The organism is Pedobacter agri (assembly GCF_032678665.1).
Classification (GTDB): Bacteria; Bacteroidota; Bacteroidia; order Sphingobacteriales; family Sphingobacteriaceae; genus Pedobacter; species Pedobacter agri_A.
In genome coordinates, this window is sequence record NZ_JAVTSH010000003.1 from 69598 (window position 1) to 88996 (window position 19399).

Annotated in this window: 18 protein-coding genes and 1 pseudogene; all 19 read right to left on the reverse strand. The window is 33.7% G+C overall.

Annotation, left to right across the window (positions count from 1 at the left end; translation table 11 throughout):
• Nucleotides 1-81: 81 nt before the first annotated feature.
• Nucleotides 82-1857: a carbamoyltransferase gene (locus R2Q70_RS06760; protein ID WP_316806880.1), complete on the reverse strand. Its 1776-nt coding sequence runs from the start codon at nt 1855-1857 to the stop codon at nt 82-84.
• 38 nt (nt 1858-1895) lie between these two features.
• Nucleotides 1896-3053 (reverse strand): glycosyltransferase family 61 protein, encoded by a 1158-nt coding sequence (locus R2Q70_RS06765; protein WP_316806881.1) that lies wholly within the window; start codon nt 3051-3053, stop codon nt 1896-1898.
• Nucleotides 3054-3057: 4 nt separating this feature from the next.
• Complete coding sequence (locus R2Q70_RS06770) at nt 3058-3975, reverse strand: glycosyltransferase family A protein (protein WP_316806882.1); 918 nt, start codon at nt 3973-3975, stop codon at nt 3058-3060.
• Nucleotides 3975-4802, reverse strand: a complete 828-nt coding sequence (locus R2Q70_RS06775; RefSeq protein ID WP_316806883.1) for an alpha-1,2-fucosyltransferase — start codon at nt 4800-4802, stop codon at nt 3975-3977. Before R2Q70_RS06775 ends, R2Q70_RS06770 begins: the two co-directional genes overlap by 1 nt.
• Nucleotides 4803-4815: 13 nt before the next feature.
• On the reverse strand, nt 4816-5754 hold the full coding sequence (locus tag R2Q70_RS06780; RefSeq protein WP_316806884.1) for a glycosyltransferase family 2 protein: 939 nt from the start codon (nt 5752-5754) through the stop codon (nt 4816-4818).
• Nucleotides 5751-6530 carry a DUF5672 family protein gene (locus R2Q70_RS06785; protein WP_316806885.1) on the reverse strand — a complete coding sequence of 260 codons (780 nt, stop codon included), beginning with the start codon at nt 6528-6530 and terminating at the stop codon, nt 5751-5753. The genes R2Q70_RS06780 and R2Q70_RS06785 overlap by 4 nt, the downstream gene beginning before the upstream one ends.
• Nucleotides 6527-7456 (reverse strand): nucleotide-diphospho-sugar transferase, encoded by a 930-nt coding sequence (locus R2Q70_RS06790; RefSeq protein ID WP_316806886.1) that lies wholly within the window; start codon nt 7454-7456, stop codon nt 6527-6529. The genes R2Q70_RS06785 and R2Q70_RS06790 overlap by 4 nt, the downstream gene beginning before the upstream one ends.
• A 7-nt stretch (nt 7457-7463) precedes the next feature.
• Complete coding sequence (locus R2Q70_RS06795) at nt 7464-8288, reverse strand: glycosyltransferase family 2 protein (RefSeq protein ID WP_316806887.1); 825 nt, start codon at nt 8286-8288, stop codon at nt 7464-7466.
• A 7-nt stretch (nt 8289-8295) separates the two neighbouring features.
• On the reverse strand, nt 8296-9267 hold the full coding sequence (locus R2Q70_RS06800; RefSeq protein WP_316807325.1) for a glycosyltransferase: 972 nt from the start codon (nt 9265-9267) through the stop codon (nt 8296-8298).
• Nucleotides 9268-9462: 195 nt separating this feature from the next.
• Nucleotides 9463-10137, reverse strand: a pseudogene (locus R2Q70_RS06805) (FkbM family methyltransferase); the annotation flags it as partial.
• An 89-nt stretch (nt 10138-10226) separates the two neighbouring features.
• Complete coding sequence (locus tag R2Q70_RS06810) at nt 10227-11033, reverse strand: DUF5672 family protein (RefSeq protein ID WP_316806888.1); 807 nt, start codon at nt 11031-11033, stop codon at nt 10227-10229.
• Nucleotides 11023-11892, reverse strand: coding sequence for a glycosyltransferase family A protein (locus R2Q70_RS06815; RefSeq protein ID WP_316806889.1), 870 nt, complete (start codon nt 11890-11892; stop codon nt 11023-11025). Before R2Q70_RS06815 ends, R2Q70_RS06810 begins: the two co-directional genes overlap by 11 nt.
• 6 nt (nt 11893-11898) lie before the next feature.
• The gene (gene wecB / locus R2Q70_RS06820) at nt 11899-12990 is read right to left on the reverse strand and encodes a non-hydrolyzing UDP-N-acetylglucosamine 2-epimerase (protein ID WP_316806890.1); all 1092 of its coding nucleotides are present in this window, start codon (nt 12988-12990) and stop codon (nt 11899-11901) included.
• Nucleotides 12987-13760 (reverse strand): glycosyltransferase family 32 protein, encoded by a 774-nt coding sequence (locus R2Q70_RS06825; RefSeq protein ID WP_316806891.1) that lies wholly within the window; start codon nt 13758-13760, stop codon nt 12987-12989. Before R2Q70_RS06825 ends, wecB begins: the two co-directional genes overlap by 4 nt.
• On the reverse strand, nt 13757-15025 hold the full coding sequence (locus R2Q70_RS06830; protein WP_316806892.1) for a polysaccharide ABC transporter ATP-binding protein: 1269 nt from the start codon (nt 15023-15025) through the stop codon (nt 13757-13759). The genes R2Q70_RS06825 and R2Q70_RS06830 overlap by 4 nt, the downstream gene beginning before the upstream one ends.
• Nucleotides 15025-16110, reverse strand: a complete 1086-nt coding sequence (locus R2Q70_RS06835; protein ID WP_316806893.1) for an acyltransferase — start codon at nt 16108-16110, stop codon at nt 15025-15027. Before R2Q70_RS06835 ends, R2Q70_RS06830 begins: the two co-directional genes overlap by 1 nt.
• Before the next feature lie 598 nt (nt 16111-16708).
• On the reverse strand, nt 16709-17245 hold the full coding sequence (locus R2Q70_RS06840; RefSeq protein WP_316806894.1) for an acyltransferase: 537 nt from the start codon (nt 17243-17245) through the stop codon (nt 16709-16711).
• Nucleotides 17246-17281: 36 nt separating this feature from the next.
• A complete protein-coding gene (locus R2Q70_RS06845; RefSeq protein WP_316806895.1) occupies nt 17282-18139 on the reverse strand; it encodes an ABC transporter permease in 858 nt (285 codons plus the stop codon).
• A gap of 125 nt (nt 18140-18264) precedes the next feature.
• Entirely contained in the window at nt 18265-19398 is a 1134-nt protein-coding gene (locus tag R2Q70_RS06850) for a glycosyltransferase family 4 protein (protein ID WP_316806896.1), read from the reverse strand.
• Between the last annotated feature and the right edge of the window lies 1 nt (nt 19399).

Genomic DNA, 19399 nt, shown 5'->3' on the forward strand with positions numbered 1-19399 from the left:
ATAGGTTGCTGCTATTTTTGTCGCTTTTTGCCCATCCTGGGTTGCTTTTCCTTGAAATAAAATTCAGCAAGATGCTATAAATTATTTTGAATGCTTTTCGAAACTGTTTAACCATATTACTTTCTGTTCTTGGCTCAGATTTTTAGGGTGTTTATATAATTTGTTTTCTATAATAAGATAATCAATATCAGTATGTACAAAACAATTCCAGGCATCATTTGCGGTGCGTACAATAGGTTGCCCATTAACATTGAAACTCGTATTGATTAAAATCGGAACACCTGTCAGTTTGAAAAAATGTTCGAGAAGTCTATGCATTTCAGTATGTACTTCGCTTGATATCGTTTGTAACCTCGCTGAAAAATCAACATGCACAATACTTGGTACAACACAACGGGGATAATTTAACTGCGCTTTAAAGCTTTTGAATTCACTAGGTACCTTATACCTTAAATGTTGTTTCAGGTAAGCGGTATACTGCATATAGTAAGAAGGCTGTTGGGTATCAAACCAATTGGCCTGTTCTGCTTCAAGTATAATCGGTGCAAAAGGCCTGAATGATTCCCTGAATTTGATTTTAAGGTTAAGCTTAGTTTGCATTTCTGGATCTACCGGATTAGCAAGGATCGATCTGGCGCCTAAAGCTCTTGCACCAAGCTCCATCCCGTTTTGTACCCACCCACATATATAACCTTGGGCAAGTAATTTCGCCGTTTCGGTAAATATATCTCCTTCTATAGCAACCTCATGTTGTAGAGCTTCTTCAACGGTGAGCTGTCCCGGAGGAGATCCAAAATAAAAGTTTTTTTTGTAAAAGTTAGGTGTTGATAATCCATGCTCTCTCATAAACACCATACAAGCCCCTATAGCACTACCCATATCTCCGCCAATTGGAGAGTTAAATACATATTCAAAAATCTCTGAATCTCTAATTATCCCAGCTGTAACACAGTTTTGTGCACAACCACCGCAAAAAATAAGGTTTTTAACCGATGGGTATATGCTTTTGGCATAGCTAGCCATTTTTAACAACTCTATCTCAAATATTCTTTGCAAACTAGCAGCTACATCTACCTGTTCATTAGAGAGTTCAGCATTTTTAGTCGCCCTTGGTACACCTGTTGCTTTTTCAATGAGATAAAAATATTCATGAGTAGCAGTAGGATTGAAACCAGGATCAAATTTCATCTTGAATGAACCCTTTTCATTGGTGTCGCCGAGCTTGTATAATTGTTCGACATAATTCGGTTGCCCGTATGGGGCAAGTCCCATTACCTTATATTCAGAACCAAATGATGTAAAACCAAGATAATGCGTAACAAAAGTATAAAACATCCCCAGGCCGTTTTCATATTCTAGCTCTCTTTCAAAAATAAGTTCTCTGTTGCTGATATATCCAATGGATGCATTGGTATTTTCCGATTTTCCATCAACACAAAGGAAAACGCTTTCTTTAAGGTTTGCTGAATGAAACGCGGCCGCTACGTGTGAGGCATGATGCCACGAATATTTAAAGGCCGCATTTTTGAAAAGCTTTTGGGCTTCTTTTTCAAAAAGTGTTTTTTCAAATAAATGACTAACTTTTTGGATCAACTTTGTGAAAAAAGAGGGCTGTTTTTTTGTGTAATTAAATACCGACTGGAAAAAAGGCTTCTCAGCAAATATACAAATGGCGATGTCATCATTTGTAATACCTGCCAGCGATAAACAATCATTTATTGCATTTATCGGAAACCTGTAGTCATGCTTTTCAAATGTGAAACGCTCTTCTTGCGAAGAAGCAACCAGTTGATCGTTCTTAAACAGTGCAACGTTAGCATCATGACCAAGTAAACCACCTATTCCAATGATATACATATTTTTGTTCTCGTGGTGATATTAATTAAGAAATGCGATTAACTAATGAATTCATTTAACAGCCGTTTGGCGTAGCCCAAGCCATAATCCTGATGATTTTTGTCTTCAAAATTCAACACATCACAATAATATTGCAATGAACAAACTTCTGAAATTCTGGAATAACAGGGCTGATAGGTTTTGCCTAAAGGATAAATTTCCAGAATTTTCGTTTTAGGCTTGCATAAATAAACATTGCTTAACCCTGCTCCATGCGGCCCTATAATGTGCGTAGCTTGCTGTAGTTTCTGAATTGTTGTTTCAACGTCCATTGAAGAAAGATCTACTATTTCAAATTCAGGAAAATGATGGAGAATTTCTTTTTCCCATTTGATATCCCTTTCTAATCCTCTTCTTGATATCCAAATTATCTTCGGATCAGCACCGGAAGGTAATGTTTGAGATATTGAAAAAATTTCGTTTAACGTGTTTACACACCAATGATTTATTTGTTGATCTGAAATTAATCTGTTTGTGAAAATCAATTGCTCACAATCAAAATGATCTGTATTTGTCATCCATATAATTTTGGATTCAGCTATTCTTGCTCTTCTTATCCATTTAAGTTTCCACTCAGTCGCAGGGCCATTCAGTAAGATCCAGTTTGTATATTTTAGTATCGGTTCGTATAATTTTATTTTAATGATCGATTCAAATATAAAATGATAAAAACCACCATCTGAACCATTTGTTAAACATGAAACCGTAATGCCACTGAGTTTTTTCTTAGCCGGGAAATTAATAATGTGAGTATATGGCGATTCTTTTAAATTTAAGAGCCATTCTTTTGCAGATTCATCAATAAATGTTCTTTTCTCTTTATGGTATATTAATCCTATCTGGCTAAAAATACTTCCACCCGAAAGACTGTAAACATAGCGATCGGGACTTCTAAATAAACCCGTATTCAAATATCTTTTTTCCCCTCCAATGCTCCTGTCCGGAATATGATTGTTCTTTCGTTTATTGTTTGGAGAATAATAGATCAGCTCACCTGATCCAGCCTTATATTTAAAGTTACGATGTTCTGCCAAATCAATTTGTTCTCCAATACGGCTCCCGGTAACCTCACAAAAAGTTTTAACCTTATATGGATTTTGAGTAAAGAGAAGTATCCAAAGTTTTTTTACAACATTTTTTATGGAAGGTATTTTCAAAGCTCTACTGATTTATGCTGAAATATATTTTAAGAATAGAATTCATTATATATTTCGGTAAAATTTTATCAAGATAATAAAGAAATCCAATCTTGAGTGTATTCATTCCCAGATTATGCCGCTGGTTCATTACTAAAATTGCCTTTACTTTTTGAAGATTGTTATCTTGAATATATGAATTTTGCACTCTTTTAATCTCACGTATAAAAATTTCTGGACCTAATCTGGGAAGATAATGCTGTAAATAGATCTCGATAAATTTAAGCCTGCAATCCCAGCACCAATTCTGATTACTACTTATTCCATTATTATGCCTGATGGAGTAGGCTAAGGTTGCATCGATTACTGCAATTGAGGAAGCTTCAGCCGCCATCCTGATGTTTAAGTCAGAATCTTCCCAACAGTTAATTTGCTCATTAAAACCGTTAATTTGCAAAAAAAAATCTCTTCGGTATATTGTGTTGATTACACCTAATGGGTTTTTAATGAAATAGGCAAGAGGATTTTTAGTTATTTCCAGATTATTGTAAGACCATTTAATAATTGGCTTTCTGGATGATTCATCTACCCAGTCCGCATTGCCTAATATCAAGTCAGGCGTTTTATTTTGGAGAGAATTCTCTACCAGAACTAAAAAATCAGGGTTAAATTCATCATCAATGTCATGAAAATGAAGGTATTCTCCTCTGGCCGCTTTTGCTAATTGATTTCTTGCATATCCCGGACCTTTATTTACAAGACCAGAAATTACATCATATCCTTTCTCAATTAATATTTTTTCTGTTTTATCGGTACTGGCATCATTGTAAAAAATAATTTCATCAAATGATTGGTTTAGTGTCTTAATTTCGTGTATAAATTTGTCAATATAGCGTTCTGCATTATAACAGGGAATTAATAAAGAGAATTTAATACCTTTCATTATACTTTCGTTTGTAACCACTCTTTTGGAATGATGTCATTTGGGTACTCCTTTTGTATTTTGAAACCAAGCCAATGCTTTGGACAAAACACTTTTTTATCCTGGTTTCTATTTAAATAGGCTGCCCACCATGAAAATGAACTATTTGATAGAATGCAAATATTGGCATTCATCAAGATCTGAAAATCTGTGATCATATCATGTTCTGCAAATATTGCGTTTTTGAAGTTACCAAAGACATTTTTTACATATCCTATGTCGTCGCTTGTAAAGATTATTTTGTATGAATCTACATTTTCTATTTGAGCCAAACATTTTTCGAAATAGGTTATGGGTAGCGATAAGTTATCGCTGCCAAGGTTTTCAAGCCACCAATAATCAAGATTCAGGTAATCACCTCTCCTAATGTGAATGGCGATGACTTTATCTTTATCAAATAGTTCGCCATAAAGTTTATTAAATATAGAAAGGTACTGCGGTTTAACTTTAATATAAGTTGCTAGTTTAGTAGCTATATTTTCAAAAAACAAACCCGATTGAAAGTAACCGGAATAGACATTATTATCAGAAACAGGAGTAGTAGACAACTGAATTTCTGTTGCCTGAAGGCTTTTAAAAAATGATTTGTTTTTTATTTTATAGATGATTTTTCGAAAAATATTAAGTGGCTTACTATAGCCTTCCAATTCGAAATATTTTGGTAAAACGAATTGTTCCTCACCTTCTATTAGAAAAAAACTGGTATTTAGCTTTTCAGCAGAAGCCTTTGCGAAAGCATATTGAAAGAGCTGATTGCCAAGTCGGCACTGTATTGAAACACCTATCACGAAGAAAAATTTTCTAAAGATTGAACCATTTATTGATTTTTAAACGGATACGATGAAGAAAAACCACGGCATGCCAGTTCTCCACATTTCCGTGAGCTTCCATTGAACAGATTAACTGATGATCTTCATCCCATTTTGCCTTCATTTTCGGATCAGATGTTTTAGCATCGCCATGTATATTAGCTACTGCAAGGGCATCTTTTATAATTCCTTTTTTACTGTCTTTAACCAGTCTTAACCAAAGCTCGTAATCTATGGAGCAATGTAATTCTTCCCATATGGGCTGATGTATGGCTGCCTTCCAGAAACAGGCAGGCTGGGCGAGAGTGGGCAAACGAAGAAAGTAGTCTTTAACAGGTAATATCTTGTTAACTGGATTGAATTTATTTTTCTCTACGATGAAATCTGTTACATAGCCGTAAACAAAATCTTCGTTTTTTTGTAAAAATCTTTCCATCACCTTGCAGAAAGTGCCTTTTAAATAGTAATCATCACTATTAATCCAGGCATAGTAAGTGCCCGAAGCCAAACTAAATCCTAAATTTATGGCATGGCCTTGTCCCCGGTCTTTTTCACTCTGCCAGTAACTAATCCATTGACTATATTCCTCTATAATTTCTTTAGATCCGTCATTACTGCCACCATCTATCACAATCAATTCTAAATTTGGATAATTCTGGAGCAGGATAGCCCTTAATGTTTGCGCTAAAAATGCCGCCTGATTGTAAGAAGGAACCACAATACTTAATTTCGGCCAGTTAATTCGATCTGAATATAAGCATGGATCATATTCCTGGCTCCAGGGCCAGCCTTTCGGTTCTTTAATCTTTGGTAAATCGGCTAGTAATCCCAATTTCTTAAACGGAACTTTTTCCAATGGATAAATTACTCCATTGGTTTTAAATACCTCACGGTAGTTTTCAAGATCTGGTAATTTAATATTAAAACTCAATGCGATATTTTTTCATTAATAAATGGCTGCCAGGTTATTGGTTCATACTTTTCAAAGGCATGGCAACCAAAAGGTAATTGATTGTCCAGTTTATTCAATGAGTTTGATGGCTCGCTCTCAATTGAAAAGCGAAGTGCAACAGCATCGCTAGGAAGTTTTACAACGGGATACAAAATATTCGCCCAATATTTAAAAAAACCATCTTCATTATTAGTACCCCAGTTCTTTACGCTGCGCTTGAAATATTTAACCAGCTTGTAGCAGGTAGCAGTTTTCCTTAGCGAGAGCCCACCATTTCCAACATTGCTGATTTTGTGATTAATATTAAAAAGTCTATTTATAAAACTAACTATTTTACCATAGCCGTTTAAAAACTGTATTTCGTTTTTATTGTTTTCGTGAGGTGGGTGAGGTGCTCCGATAAAATCGTATCCCTGTTTGCACCAGTAAACTAGTTCATCTTCAAAAACATACGCATCCAGTTGGTGGATCAGTATAAACTTATAGGCTAGAAATTTTTTGTAAAACAATGTTGAAAGCATGAGACGGTTGTAACCATCAATATTCTTAAAATAATCATTACTAAAATTTACCACTTCGAATTTGACTTTATCTTTAGCATGATGCTGATAAATGCTTGTATCTAGATTTTCCGGACTGATAAAAATAATTGGATAGCTTGACAACACTTTTAAGCATTGTTTAAGAGATATCTGCTCATTATGATTCAACTTCTCCTTATAAATCGGAATGATTACCGCTACCAGATTTTTCATTTGATGATATGCAAGAGCCTTAATATCTTCTTAACTGCGGCCTTTAATCTACCCTGGTAATAAGCAGATGCTGTTGGTATTAACATATGAAATCGTTCATAGCGATCTGCTTGTTGATTGAGTACTATATGCCTGGGATGGGTAATGGTTTCAAGTTCGTATTGAGTCATCTGCGACTGTTCTGATAAGGCATCAAGCGTATGTGTCGCCCTATTGCCAAAGCCGATGTTAGAAATGGTGTTTTTCCAGGGAATAATAGTTAGACCATTATTTTTCCAAATCCAATACATCCACTGATAATCCCAGGCATCTAAGCCTCGCTTAATAATGCCCATGTTGTACGCCCACAACTTACGCTCTCGTTTGTTTGAAAAGGTTTGATTAATTACTGCCGATATCGTAGGGGTCGCTTCATTTTCGAGTGAATAAGCATACGTATTCCAGGCACTTCTCCATGTGGCCCAACCCCAGGCATGTGCATAATTCGAAAAATAATACGTATTCCCATCTAGTGGTTTGGGTTGATAGCTGGTTCCACAAATCATCATGATTTCTTCTGCCAAAGCATAACGATGTAGTAGTGTTTCGCAAAACAAAAAAAAGCTTTTATTGGGTAGACAATCATCTTCCAGAATAATTCCGGCTTCTACCTGATCAAAAAACCAGGTGATCGCATTAGCAGGCCCTTCTCCACAACCAAGATTTTCATCCCTGAATAATGTAATTAATTGGCAATCCCAATCTATACTCTTTACAATATCCCTGCATTTACTACAAAGCTCAATATCTTCCGAAACTCCTTTTCTTGGTCCATCAGCAGCGATAAATAGTTGACTCGGACGATGCTTCCTAATCTCATTAAAAACCCGTTCTGTTTCTTCCGGACGGTTAAAAATTAGTAAAAGAATAGGGGTATTGAAATTCATGTTTAAATTAAGAGATTAACATGGAATGTATTTTCAATTTAGAGTATGCCAGTAAACAAATTAACCTGGGAAAGCCACTAAGTGACGAAGTTTTACTTAAGGCTGCTTGTTGTACATAAAGTCTTGCATTTATAAATGAGCTGCCAAATATTCTTCTTCCAAAATAGCGGTATAACAATGCTCCACGGTGTTGATGAAAAACTTTATCTTCAACAAGGGTACTTTGCCCGCCCACATAAAAGTTTGCAACAATAACATCCGTGTAAAGAAAAAGACTATTAGAATAACACCTCATATTGAAATCAAAATCGGCATTTGTAACGTATTTTAGACTGAAATTCCCATTCTTTTTAAATACAGATCTTTTGAAAAACATGGCCTGATGACAGATGTTTCTATCAATGAACTTTTCAATACTGTATTCACCATCAAAAACTACATTGTTTAAATTCCACTGATTTTCGCCCCGCATCATCACATTGCCATATACCACTTCTTTGTCTTTCGATGCATTAATGGTTTTGGCAATATTGTTCAATACGCTTTCATTGAATAAAGTGTCGTCACTACCTAAGAAATAAAGCCACTCACCTTTTGATAGGTTAATCCCTTTATTCATGGCATCGTAAATACCCTCATCTTTTTCACAGATTAAGTTAATAAAGGGATATTCCTGCTTATAATCAGTCAGTATTGTCAGAGTGTCATCGCTGGAATTTCCGTCGATAAACCACACTTCGTAACTGGTAAAGTTTTGCTTAATAATGCTATCTAAGCAACGCACAATTGTTTTTGATGAATTATACGTTGGGATAATAATTGAGAAAAGCATTTTTATATTATTGATTTTCAGGAGTGCTTTTAGCAAAAGCTTTGATCAGCCTAAAATTTTTATCCATGTGTTCGTATTCCCAACCAAACAGGTTGTAAAGATTTAGTTTTTCTTCACCAAGTAGGGGCTTAGATAATATTTTCTTTAAGATTGCCTTTATCAATAATGCTAGCTTTCGTTTTAACGGACTAAAGTGTACATGATAAAACGCAGAGTATAATTTTAAAATTTCATATGCCTGAACAAATCCTACTCTTAGGTTATCATTGTATTGAGGAGTCAGTCGTTCTTCGGAAATAAAGTGTTGAAACTTTAACTGATCAGAATAATATAACCTGTAACCCATAATCATAAACCTCAGGCACATTTCTGAATCTTCACCTGCACTTAAAGTTTGCCCTTTTCGCCCGGTAAGCAGGGAAGGGAACTGTTGATAGGCTAACTGATAAATACTTTTCCTGATCACAATACCACTTCCCCATAAAAATTCACGGGAAGTTACATCACCAGTTTCATCTGCCTGTTGACCAACTGCATAATTTGATTTTGAACCTTCAAACCAGTCTGGTATTGCTATTGATGCTGTTGCTGTACTTTGACCTCCAAGTGCAGCAATTTTAGGATCACCAGAAATAATATTGAAAGCGGTTTCAACATAATTTTTATCTAACCAATTATCATCGTCGCAGAAAATAATATATTCGTAATTCGCCTCGTCAATTCCTTTTTGGCGGGCAAAACTTAGCCCTGGTTGATGTTCCTCGATAACCCTAAAACTTGTCCAGGTTAAACTATAATTATTCCAGTTTTCTAGAGTTATTTGACGAGTGTTATCCGAAGAATTATTATCAACCACAATGAGTTCACATTCCAAAAGATTAGTAAATTCTTGTTGAGCCAGATGGTTTAGCGTTTTCTCCAAACGCATTTCACCGTTAAATGTGCAGATGATTACGCAAGCACCTTTAGTCGATTTCAAATTATATATGATTAATAAATGAATTATTCGTGTGATTTGATAATCATGGATTTCAATTGATAATAAACTAACTTTTAATTCCGCTAGGAAATTTACAGTTCGAAATATTTCTAAATTTTCATTATATTCATTAATTAAAAATCTACCGTCTTTTACAATTCGGTATATTAGATAGTCCTCATGTAATAAATACCAGAAATCCTGAAAAAATGTATTTGAATCAATTGCTGCTCCTTTAAATTCAAATTGTATGAATCTGATTTTTCTATTTTTTAATAATTTTGTTGCACCGGCCAAAACAGCATATTCATGCCCTTCGACATCAATTTTAAGTAAATCAATTTTTTCTATATTGTGTTGAGCACAGAATGAATCAAGCGTTTTTAGTTGAATTTGCCCTTATAATTTAAAATCGATTTTGAAATGATCCAGCCATCTATGATATACCGATGAAATACCAGAAATTGCATCATTCCCGTACATCATACTTAGTGATTCGCTGTCGCTCAATCCAAAATTAAAACATTGTACATTTGATCTGGAATCGAATCGCTTTTCCAATTTATCAAAAATATGTTTTTGTGGCTCGAAGCAAAATAATTTCAAGTTTTCAGAGAATATATTTAATGCCATTTTAGCAAATGAGCCTTCGTTTGCTCCGACATCAAAGACTATACACTCACTATTAAGATTTTTGTTAACAAACATTAATGTCTCAATTTCGCCACTGTCTAAAACGTTACCGCTTGTACCATAATTCATGGCTTTTAAGCATTCGGTATGTAACATAGTAAAGAAATGTTGATAGGCAGCTTTATTTGCTTTAGCTTTAATAATGAATATGAAAATATTTAAGATTAATTTTTGCATCTGATCTAGTAATTTTTAGAGATATCTCATATCTGTTATATTTTGGATAGGCTTTGATTTGTGGTTTAATCGGAATACAGCTCCTCAAACTATAAAATATGTGTACTCCAAAAGGCAGTATCATATTTATCCCAACCATGGCATCCAAATGGTAATTTTTTGTTCATTAGGTTATAGATTTTTTCTGCATTTGTTTCAGTAGCAAATTTTGCAGCTGTAATCATATCAGGGGCTTTAAACCATGGGTAGTTTCTTTTTATGATCCTCCCCCAGAAAACATCCTCGTTTATTTCGGGTTTACCTAATAAATAATGAGAATTATTTCCAATGGTAAGGTTTCTTATCATATTCCAGAATGTACTGAAAGAAGGTTTGGATGTAAATGCCTTAATAATTGTATAAGGCGATATGACATAAGAGAACTGGTTAAGAGCCTTTAAGTGGCTTTGGATGTTTCTTAACGAAAAGCCACCATTTCCGATGCCTAAGAAATGGGGTAAACCTTTATTTGGATTGTCTGATGAAAACCAAGGCGCTCCTAAATAATCATAATTAGAATTACACCATTTATTCAGTTCATCACGAAATACCCATGCATCTAATTGGTAGATTAATAAAAAATCGTATTTCCAGAATCTTTTATAGAATGTTAAATTAATTAGTAATTTATTATAACCGTTTAGGCTTTCAAAATAAGATTTGTCAAAATATGTAAGCGTATAACGGTCGTTTTTCAGGAGATGAATATAATTTGTCATATCAATTTCTCTAAATGTAATTAAGCAAATCGGATGATGGCCTAAAACACGAAATACCTGCTTTAACGAGGCCGTCTCTCGTAAAGATAAATTTGATTTATAAATCGGAATGCCTATCACAACTTGACTATTCATCATTAGAAATACCTGTTTTACATAAAAACTGGTTACATATTTTTCTTTTTAACTTTGAAAATGGTCTAAATATAATTGTTATCATTTTGAAGGAAGTGGAACTTTTCAGAATATGGCTTTCGTTTTTTAGTTCATGGTTTTTGAGTAAAGTTGTAATTGGAGAAGGAAAATATTCAATGTAAATTTTTATATGCTTCATAAATATTTTCCACCTAACATTTTCCATATCTTCAATACGCATGTTTTTAATCATTGAAGATTCACTGGTTCTGTAAAAAAACAAAACTTTTGGTATTTGATAGACAATTGATTTAGGGGTTAAAATTTTAAGCCAAAAATCCCAATCTTCCCATCCATTTTTTAAACTCTCATCATATTTAGTGGAAGTTTCCCAATCAGACTTTCTGTAAATGGCCGAACAAAAAATACAGTTTTCGAGCAGCAATTTTTTGAATGAATATGCAGGTAATTCCCAATCACGATTTTCTACTCCAAATTTTTTTGCTTTGCAATAAATCAATGAAATATTTTCGTTACTACTAAAAGCTAAAGCCGCTTCTAATAAATAATCAGGTGAAATGATATCATCTGCATCTAGCGGTAAGATATATTTACCTTTAGCTTTTGAGATACCGGCATTTCTAGCACTTGAAAGCCCTAAATTCATTTGTCGATAATAATGAAATCTATTATCTTTCTCCACCCAATCAAAAGAGATTTCCTCTGTCTTATCAATTGAACCATCATTAATAATAATACATTCCCAGTTTTTTAACTTTTGAGCTAAAATACTTTCCAATGTTTCCTGAAGAAATTGGCCTTGATTGTAGCATGGGACAATGATTGAAAAAAAGGGAGTCAATTTTTGTTAATTTGAATCAAATTTTAATTCTTCCAAAATTCTATCCACAATTTTTACAGATGATTTGCCATTGCCAAATGGATTGATAAATTTATTAACTCTGAAATTATCATTTTCTTGAAGTTTTTTGAAAGAGTTAACTATATTATTAGTTTCTGCACCAACAAGTATGCCCAAACCACAATTTAATATTTCTGGCCTTTCTGTTTCATCTCTTAATATTAAGATCTTTTTAAAGAAGGCACTTGCTTCTTCTTGTAGTCCACCAGAGTCTGAAATTATTAACTTAGCTTTTGCAATTTTCTCTATCATATCTGGATACAATAGCGGGTCAGTAAAAATTAAATTTTCGGGAAAGGGTTTGTTTTTAAAAATCATCTTTTTTATTGCCATATTTGGATGAAGGGACCAATGAAATTTAATATGAGGATATGTTGTAGCCAGGGTTTTTACAGCCAAGGATATTTTTTCAATGGGTACTCCAAGATTTTCTCTTCTATGTGCAGTTATAAAAACTAATTCATCATAAGTAATAGATATTTTTTTTTCTCTTATTATTTCTTGGGCAAGATCAATAATTGAGTTTCCGGACATTAAAATACTCTCTTTATCTATACCTTCTTTTAAAAGGTTATTAGCTGCGTGTTTAGTGGGTGCAAAATGGGTTGTTGTACCAATGGATATAACTCGACGATTATATTCCTCTGGAAAAGGTGTGCCAATTTTTGATGTTCTTAATCCTGCTTCAATATGATAAAATTTAACTTTTGATAAAAATGCACAAATACTAGCCGATAAGACAGAGAACGTGTCACCTTGTGCAATTACATGCTTAATATTTCTTTGAATAATAATATCAGAAACTTTTTCAATTAGGAATGATATGAGTTTATTATTTGTATAGCCAAGTTGCTGAACCGTTAGTTCAATGTCTGGTTTTATATTAAATAAAACTTCTAATTCTGATACAACTTCTGAGTGCTGTCCTGTATTAATTATTAATATACGTTTGTTTTTTTTGCCAAATTGGTTAATTATTGGAATTAATTTTAATAATTCTGGCCTTGTGCCGTATATCAATGCAATTTGTGTTTTCAAAATAACTTTGATTTTAGTTTCTTTAATATCTTATGTAATAGATAATGAAAAGCAATTTTTGTAGAAATCAAATTTCTCTCTTCTAATTTTCTTAGCATTTGAATTTCATTATTAAAAGTAGAGCTAAAATTGGCTAGAATATAGTTTTCATTAATCGTTTTCTTATATTGATTTTGATATCCTGTAATCCAACTGCCATTGAAATGGTGCACTGCAAAGTTGGGTGGTATATCTAAACAAAAGTGAGTCGCAGGGTATATTGCGATGTTTTCATCTAAAAATTGCACTTCTGATATATCTAAATCAACTTTGTAATCACGTATTAAGATTTCTGATACTATTACTGTGTTAGTTTTTTCTGAAAATTTAGTTTGATTGTGATAATACTCTAATACTTTAGTTGGCCATGGATGATTTTTTTCACTACCCCATAACGCAGTAAATGGAAGTTTATCTGCTTCAAATCCCGAGAAGGCTCCATGATGTAGAAAAGAGTTTAAAGTGTTTCTTATTTCAACATCAGTATCTAAATAAATGCCTCCAAATTTCTTTAAAGCATGAGCCCTCACATAATCCGAAACAAAAGCCCACTTTTTATGCGAGTATGCCTGTGAGACAAAATTGCAACTTTCAACATCAAAATTAGTTTCGTTCCATTCAATTGTTTTATATTCTGGCAGATATTTTTTCCAGCTATTAATACAGAAGTTTGTTAACTCTGTTTTTGGCTTTCCACCAAACCAACAGAAATGAATAATTTTTGGTATCAATTTTTTTTAAGAAAATTAATTTCTGGAACTAATGCTATTGGTCCCGGAAAACTGCCACGGAAGTAGTCGCCATTTCTAAATCCATCATCAGTAATTATAAATGACCTACAATTTTCAATTACTTTGAATAAATTACCAAATTTATCATTAATATGTAGGTTGATAAAATACTCACTAACATTTAATATATACTTTGGAATCGTTACCTCCATAAAATAATCACCTGGAGTTGTTTCTTTAATCTTTTGATTAATATGATAAGTATTAATTCCAGTAATTATATCTCCGTAGTCATTATATAGCGCAATGCAAAATCCAAAATTGGAATTATAACTTTTAATTTTTATCTCAATTTTTATAATAATTTGCTCACCATTTACAAAAGAAACTGCTTTTTTACCATCCTTATCATATAATTCTAATCCTTTTAGAATCAATTCTTCAGTTTCGAAATATACAGAATCTATTTTTTCATTATTTTTTAAATACTTCTTAATACTAGTATTTGTATCAGTATATTTTGTTATTGTGCCGGACTCCAAAAGAATGGTATTTTCGCAAAACTCTTTTATACTATTTAAATTATGGCTTACAAATAATATAGACCTTCCTTCAGCTTTATTTACTTCACCCATTTTACCCAAACACTTTTTCTGAAATTCTGCATCGCCTACCGCTAAAACTTCATCAACAATTAAAATTTCTGATTCTAAGTGAGCAGCGACAGCAAATGCCAAGCGAACATACATACCGGAGGAATAGCGTTTAACGGGTGTATCCAGATATTTTTCAACTCCCGCAAAATCAACTATTTCCTCAAGTTTGCGTTTTATTTCTTTCTTACGCATGCCTAGAATAGCACCATTCAAAAATATATTTTCACGGCCAGAAAGTTCGGGATGAAATCCTGTACCAACTTCTAATAAGCTTGCAATACGGCCCTTACCACTTACGCTTCCTGTTGTAGGTGCTGTAACCTTACTCAATATTTTTAACAGCGTACTTTTTCCTGCACCATTTTTACCTATAATTCCAACAGCTTCTCCTTGCTCAATTTCAAAATTGATATCTTGTAAACTCCAAACAATATTGCTCTCACTTTTTGTGTTCTGATCATTACGTTCACCAATCTTAAGAAACGGATCTTCTTTTCCTCTCAAACGGGCTAACCAACGTTCAAAATCCCGACTAATCGTACCCGTTCCAATCTGGCCAAGTTGATAGGCTTTACTAAGATTTTCTGCTTTAATTGCGATATTACTCATTATTTTGAGCTTGTTATTGCGTAGTCATTAATCATATTAATTTTTTTCTGTCTGATTTTTTCAATCGGCCTTGTAACAAAATAAGTTAAAAATATGCCTGCTGCAATGCATAAAATTACTGCGGTTAAGCCCCACCCAAATGGTTTTGGGAATATTTTAGCCCCAGTAACCATAATAATTAACGATTGAGATATATATATTGGATAAGATAAATCACCCAGGTACTTATCGATTTTGCTTTTTGCAGTTAAATTAAAAAGACTAGGTATGGCCAATGCAGTAAATACAAAAAGAAACACCTCCTTTATGAAATTATTTGGGAAAAACTGGTAATAAAAGATAATTACAATAGCGTATGCAGCTGAAATAATAAAATTTATTTTTCCTGATAATTTAACTTTTTTATAGAGATAGTAAGAAAGTCCCCCCAGCATGAAAAATAGTATTTGGGTAGGGAAAAACATGTAATCCCAGGGTACATGGTTTAGCCCATTCTCGTTGAGCAGTAATCTTAAGCCCAAGCTTAACAGCAACATCATTACTATCCATAGAATATTTTTACGCATAATAAATGGTGCGATCAGATAGAATAACAATTCTAAACCAACAGTCCATGCAATGCTGTTGAAAGCGAAAGTATAAAAAGCAGGTTTTTGCGCATTAAAGTCAGTAGTAAAAAGCATATTGCCGTTTTCAAGTTTGAATAGAAATATCCAATCTAATCCAATAATGAAGATATTAGATAAGATGAGATATGACCATGTAGCTAATGATAGCGGTGAATTGTCTGCATATTGTTTAGCCACTCCCGGATAACCAAATTTATAAACGGTTAGGCTCCAAATTATTGATGCGAATAGTATAATCCAATATATCGGGTAAATTTTTAGTGCCCTGTTGAGATAAAATATTTTATTACCATTTTGTCCGGTATATTTTTCATTTAAAATCATGGTCATATAAAAGCCTGATATAATGTAAAAACATTGAACGGCTGTATTTCCACTAACTGGCGAAAAACCATATATAGAAGAGGTATGACAAAGTACGACACCTACTGCTAACAAAAATCTGATAAAGCCCATTTCTATTTATTTACTCGTGCTTTATTAAGGTTTTTTTTCAATTTGAGAAAGTGTTTTTCAAAATAGTAATAAGAAAAATAGCTTACAATAAATGTTAATAAGAAGTTAAATGGCACTGGTAACCTAGGTAGCACTTCCACCTTATAATCTCTTGGGAGAATAAGTAAGTTGTGCCATATATATAAACTATATGAAATAATGCCAATACTGATTAGGATTTTGGTATTCAGTATTTTATAACTGATTCCATCAAGGTGCAATATAGATACCAAGATTAAAATGCAAATACTGAGATCAGAGATTAAACTTCCAAATGGAAGTAAAATTACGCCCATTAATCCTCTGTGTATACAATAGTACACCCAAAAAATAATTAAAGCCGAAACAAATGGAAGTAAAAAGGACTTCCAAAGTTTACTATTCTCATACATCAAACCTTTAAAACATGCTACAGATAACATACTACCGATAAATATGCCATCGGCTCCTTGTAAAAATGGCCTAAATGTTAATAAAGATGTTGCTGGGTAATAATACCATAATACATGTAAAAATGGAATGAACAAAAATAAAATTGAAATCATCCATGTTTTTTTTGTTAAATAGCTAATACAAATGGCCAAATCAAGTAAAATTGTTCTTCGATAGATAACGTCCAGGTATGGCCAGTAATCCATGTACCCTGGGCAAAATAAAATAAAATGTTGGTGATGTAAAAAGCCGGCCCTAAAAAATCGCCATAAGTTAGGTCAAGTTTGAGATAAAAGTTGAGGATTAGTATAACCAATAAATAGAGGTATAAAACAGGGAATATTCTCAATGATCTTTTAATAAAAAAGGTTTTGATACTTATTTTCCCGTTTGAAATATATTCTTTTATTAAAAGTGTTGTGATTAAAAAACCGCTAAGTACAAAAAAAATTCTTACACCTAATTCTGGGTATATAAAAAATTCAGCAAAATGATAATATAAGAAGCTTTTATCTACACTGTTTTTTAAATGCCCAAATATTACAATTAGAATGGCAAAGGCACGCCAGCCATTAAGTGAAGGAAAATAATGCTGACTAAGAAATTCTGGTGTACAGTAATCACTTTGTATTTTATCAACGATTGATGAGAAATTGGTCTTCATACCAAATTTTTTAACTTGTTGAGTATTCACAATTAATTATACAGTATCCACAAAATTCCGTTCCACCTTATTGAAAATCACAATGCCAAAAATCAGGATTAGGAAAGTAACCGTGCTAACATAGCCTAAACTCATCCAGCTAAAACTGCCCTCGCCTAAAAAGCCATATCGAAAAGTTTCTATAATGGGGGTCATCGGGTTGTATTCAATAATCCAGGCATATTTTGGGTATTTTTCCAATGCGGTAGATAGGGGATAGATCACCGTTGTGGCATACATTAAAAGCTGAACACCAAAGCCAACCAGAAAGGCGAGATCACGATATTTTGTGGTCATGGCGGAAATGATCATGCCCAGGCCTAAGCCTAAAAGTGCCATTAGAACTACAATCACTGGAAACATTAGAATGATGGGGGTAGGGTTGAAATTTGCGCCACTAAAATAATAATAGGCAAATAAACAGAGAAACAAGATCATTTGTACCCCAAAACGAACCAGGTTGCTCACCACAATACTAAGTGGAACAATTAACCTTGGGAAATATACTTTTCCAAATATCCCGGCATTATCTCTAAAAACGGATGAGGTTTTATTCAAACAATCAGAAAAATAATTCCAGGCCGTAATGCCCGCCATGTAAAATAGTGGTTTAGGCAGTCCATCCGTAGAGATGCCTGCTAAATTCCCAAAAATAAATGTGAAAATAATCGTGGTAAAAAGGGGTTGAATAAAAAACCAGAGCGGACCTAAAATGGTCTGTTTATAAAACGACACAAAATCACGTCTCACCAGTAACCAAAGCAAATCCCGGTATGCCCAAACTTCATTTAACTTAAGGTCAAAAATAGAAGCTTTTGCCTCAATTGTCCAGTGATATTCTTCTTTATGCTCCATTATTTTTAAAAGATCCCGCTGCGATTGAGATGAAGGATTTGCCACTATCACTAAAAAGTCTGCTTAGGGTTCCAATTCCGCTAATTGGTCTTCAGTTTTAGTTACCTACTTCAGGATGCTGATCATTATTGGAATTGTAATTTGGTTTGATTAAGTAAACCAAACACCTTTTCACGATAAACCTCGTAATTAAAATGATCAAGGCATTTCTCTTGCAGTTGTCTGGCTTTATCTTCAGTATGTTTAACCTTAAAAAAGCCTGCAATGGAATCTGCAATTTCTTTCTGATGATCAGGATTTACAAGTATACCCAGTTCGCCATTAAGCAAAGCGTCACTGCTCCCGTCCTGGTTTCCGGCCATAACCGGGCATCCGCAAGCAGCTGCTTCGATAAACACGATTCCAAATCCCTCTTTCTTGCTTGGCATCACAAAAAGATCTGCCAGTTGGAAATAATCTGCCAGCTCTTGGTCTGAAATGTAATCCAGCAGGATAATTTGATGGTAAAGTTGCTGATTTTTGATGAGTTGCAACAAACGTTGTTGTTCTGCAAAATCAGCCTTTCCAGCCAGGAGGTATTTCAGGTTTGGGAAATCTTTAAGTAACGGCCTGATGCATTCAATAACTGTATCATAACCCTTATACATCTCAAATGATGATAACCTGCTCACCGTTAAAATGATGGGGTGTTCATCTGTAAGCTGATGGCGCTTTTTTAAATAGTCCGGTTTTTCGAATGATTCCGGTATATTAAAATAGGGGTCGATGCAGTTGTTTAAAACTTTAATTTGCGATGGATGAAAACCGTGTTTTTCGATGAGCACATTTGCCGTATACTGACTTACTGCCCATATTTCCACATTTTTTTTGATGAAGGAAATTTTCCAGGGCTTCAAATCCCGCCAAACTTCGATGCCATGAGCCAGCAAAATAAAACGTTTATTTTTACTGATCATTTTAATCAGCGCCACAATCATAATGAGATTGATGTGGCTTAGAATGATGATAGTTTTTTGAAGACCTTGTAAAAATGCAGTGATACTGAAAATAATCTTATTTCCGTTGAAACCTTTAAAATGAGCTTTCGGACAATAGCGTTGGTCAACATCGGAACTTTTGTCGCAAAGAGAAATCACTTTTAGTGCTAATTTAGGCTGATCGTCTTGAATGGAGTATTCCTGGAGCGCCTTTGATAAAATACGGCTTACTTTTTCGATTCCACCGGTAAAACTAAATACTTTGAGCGTGAGTAGAAGCATT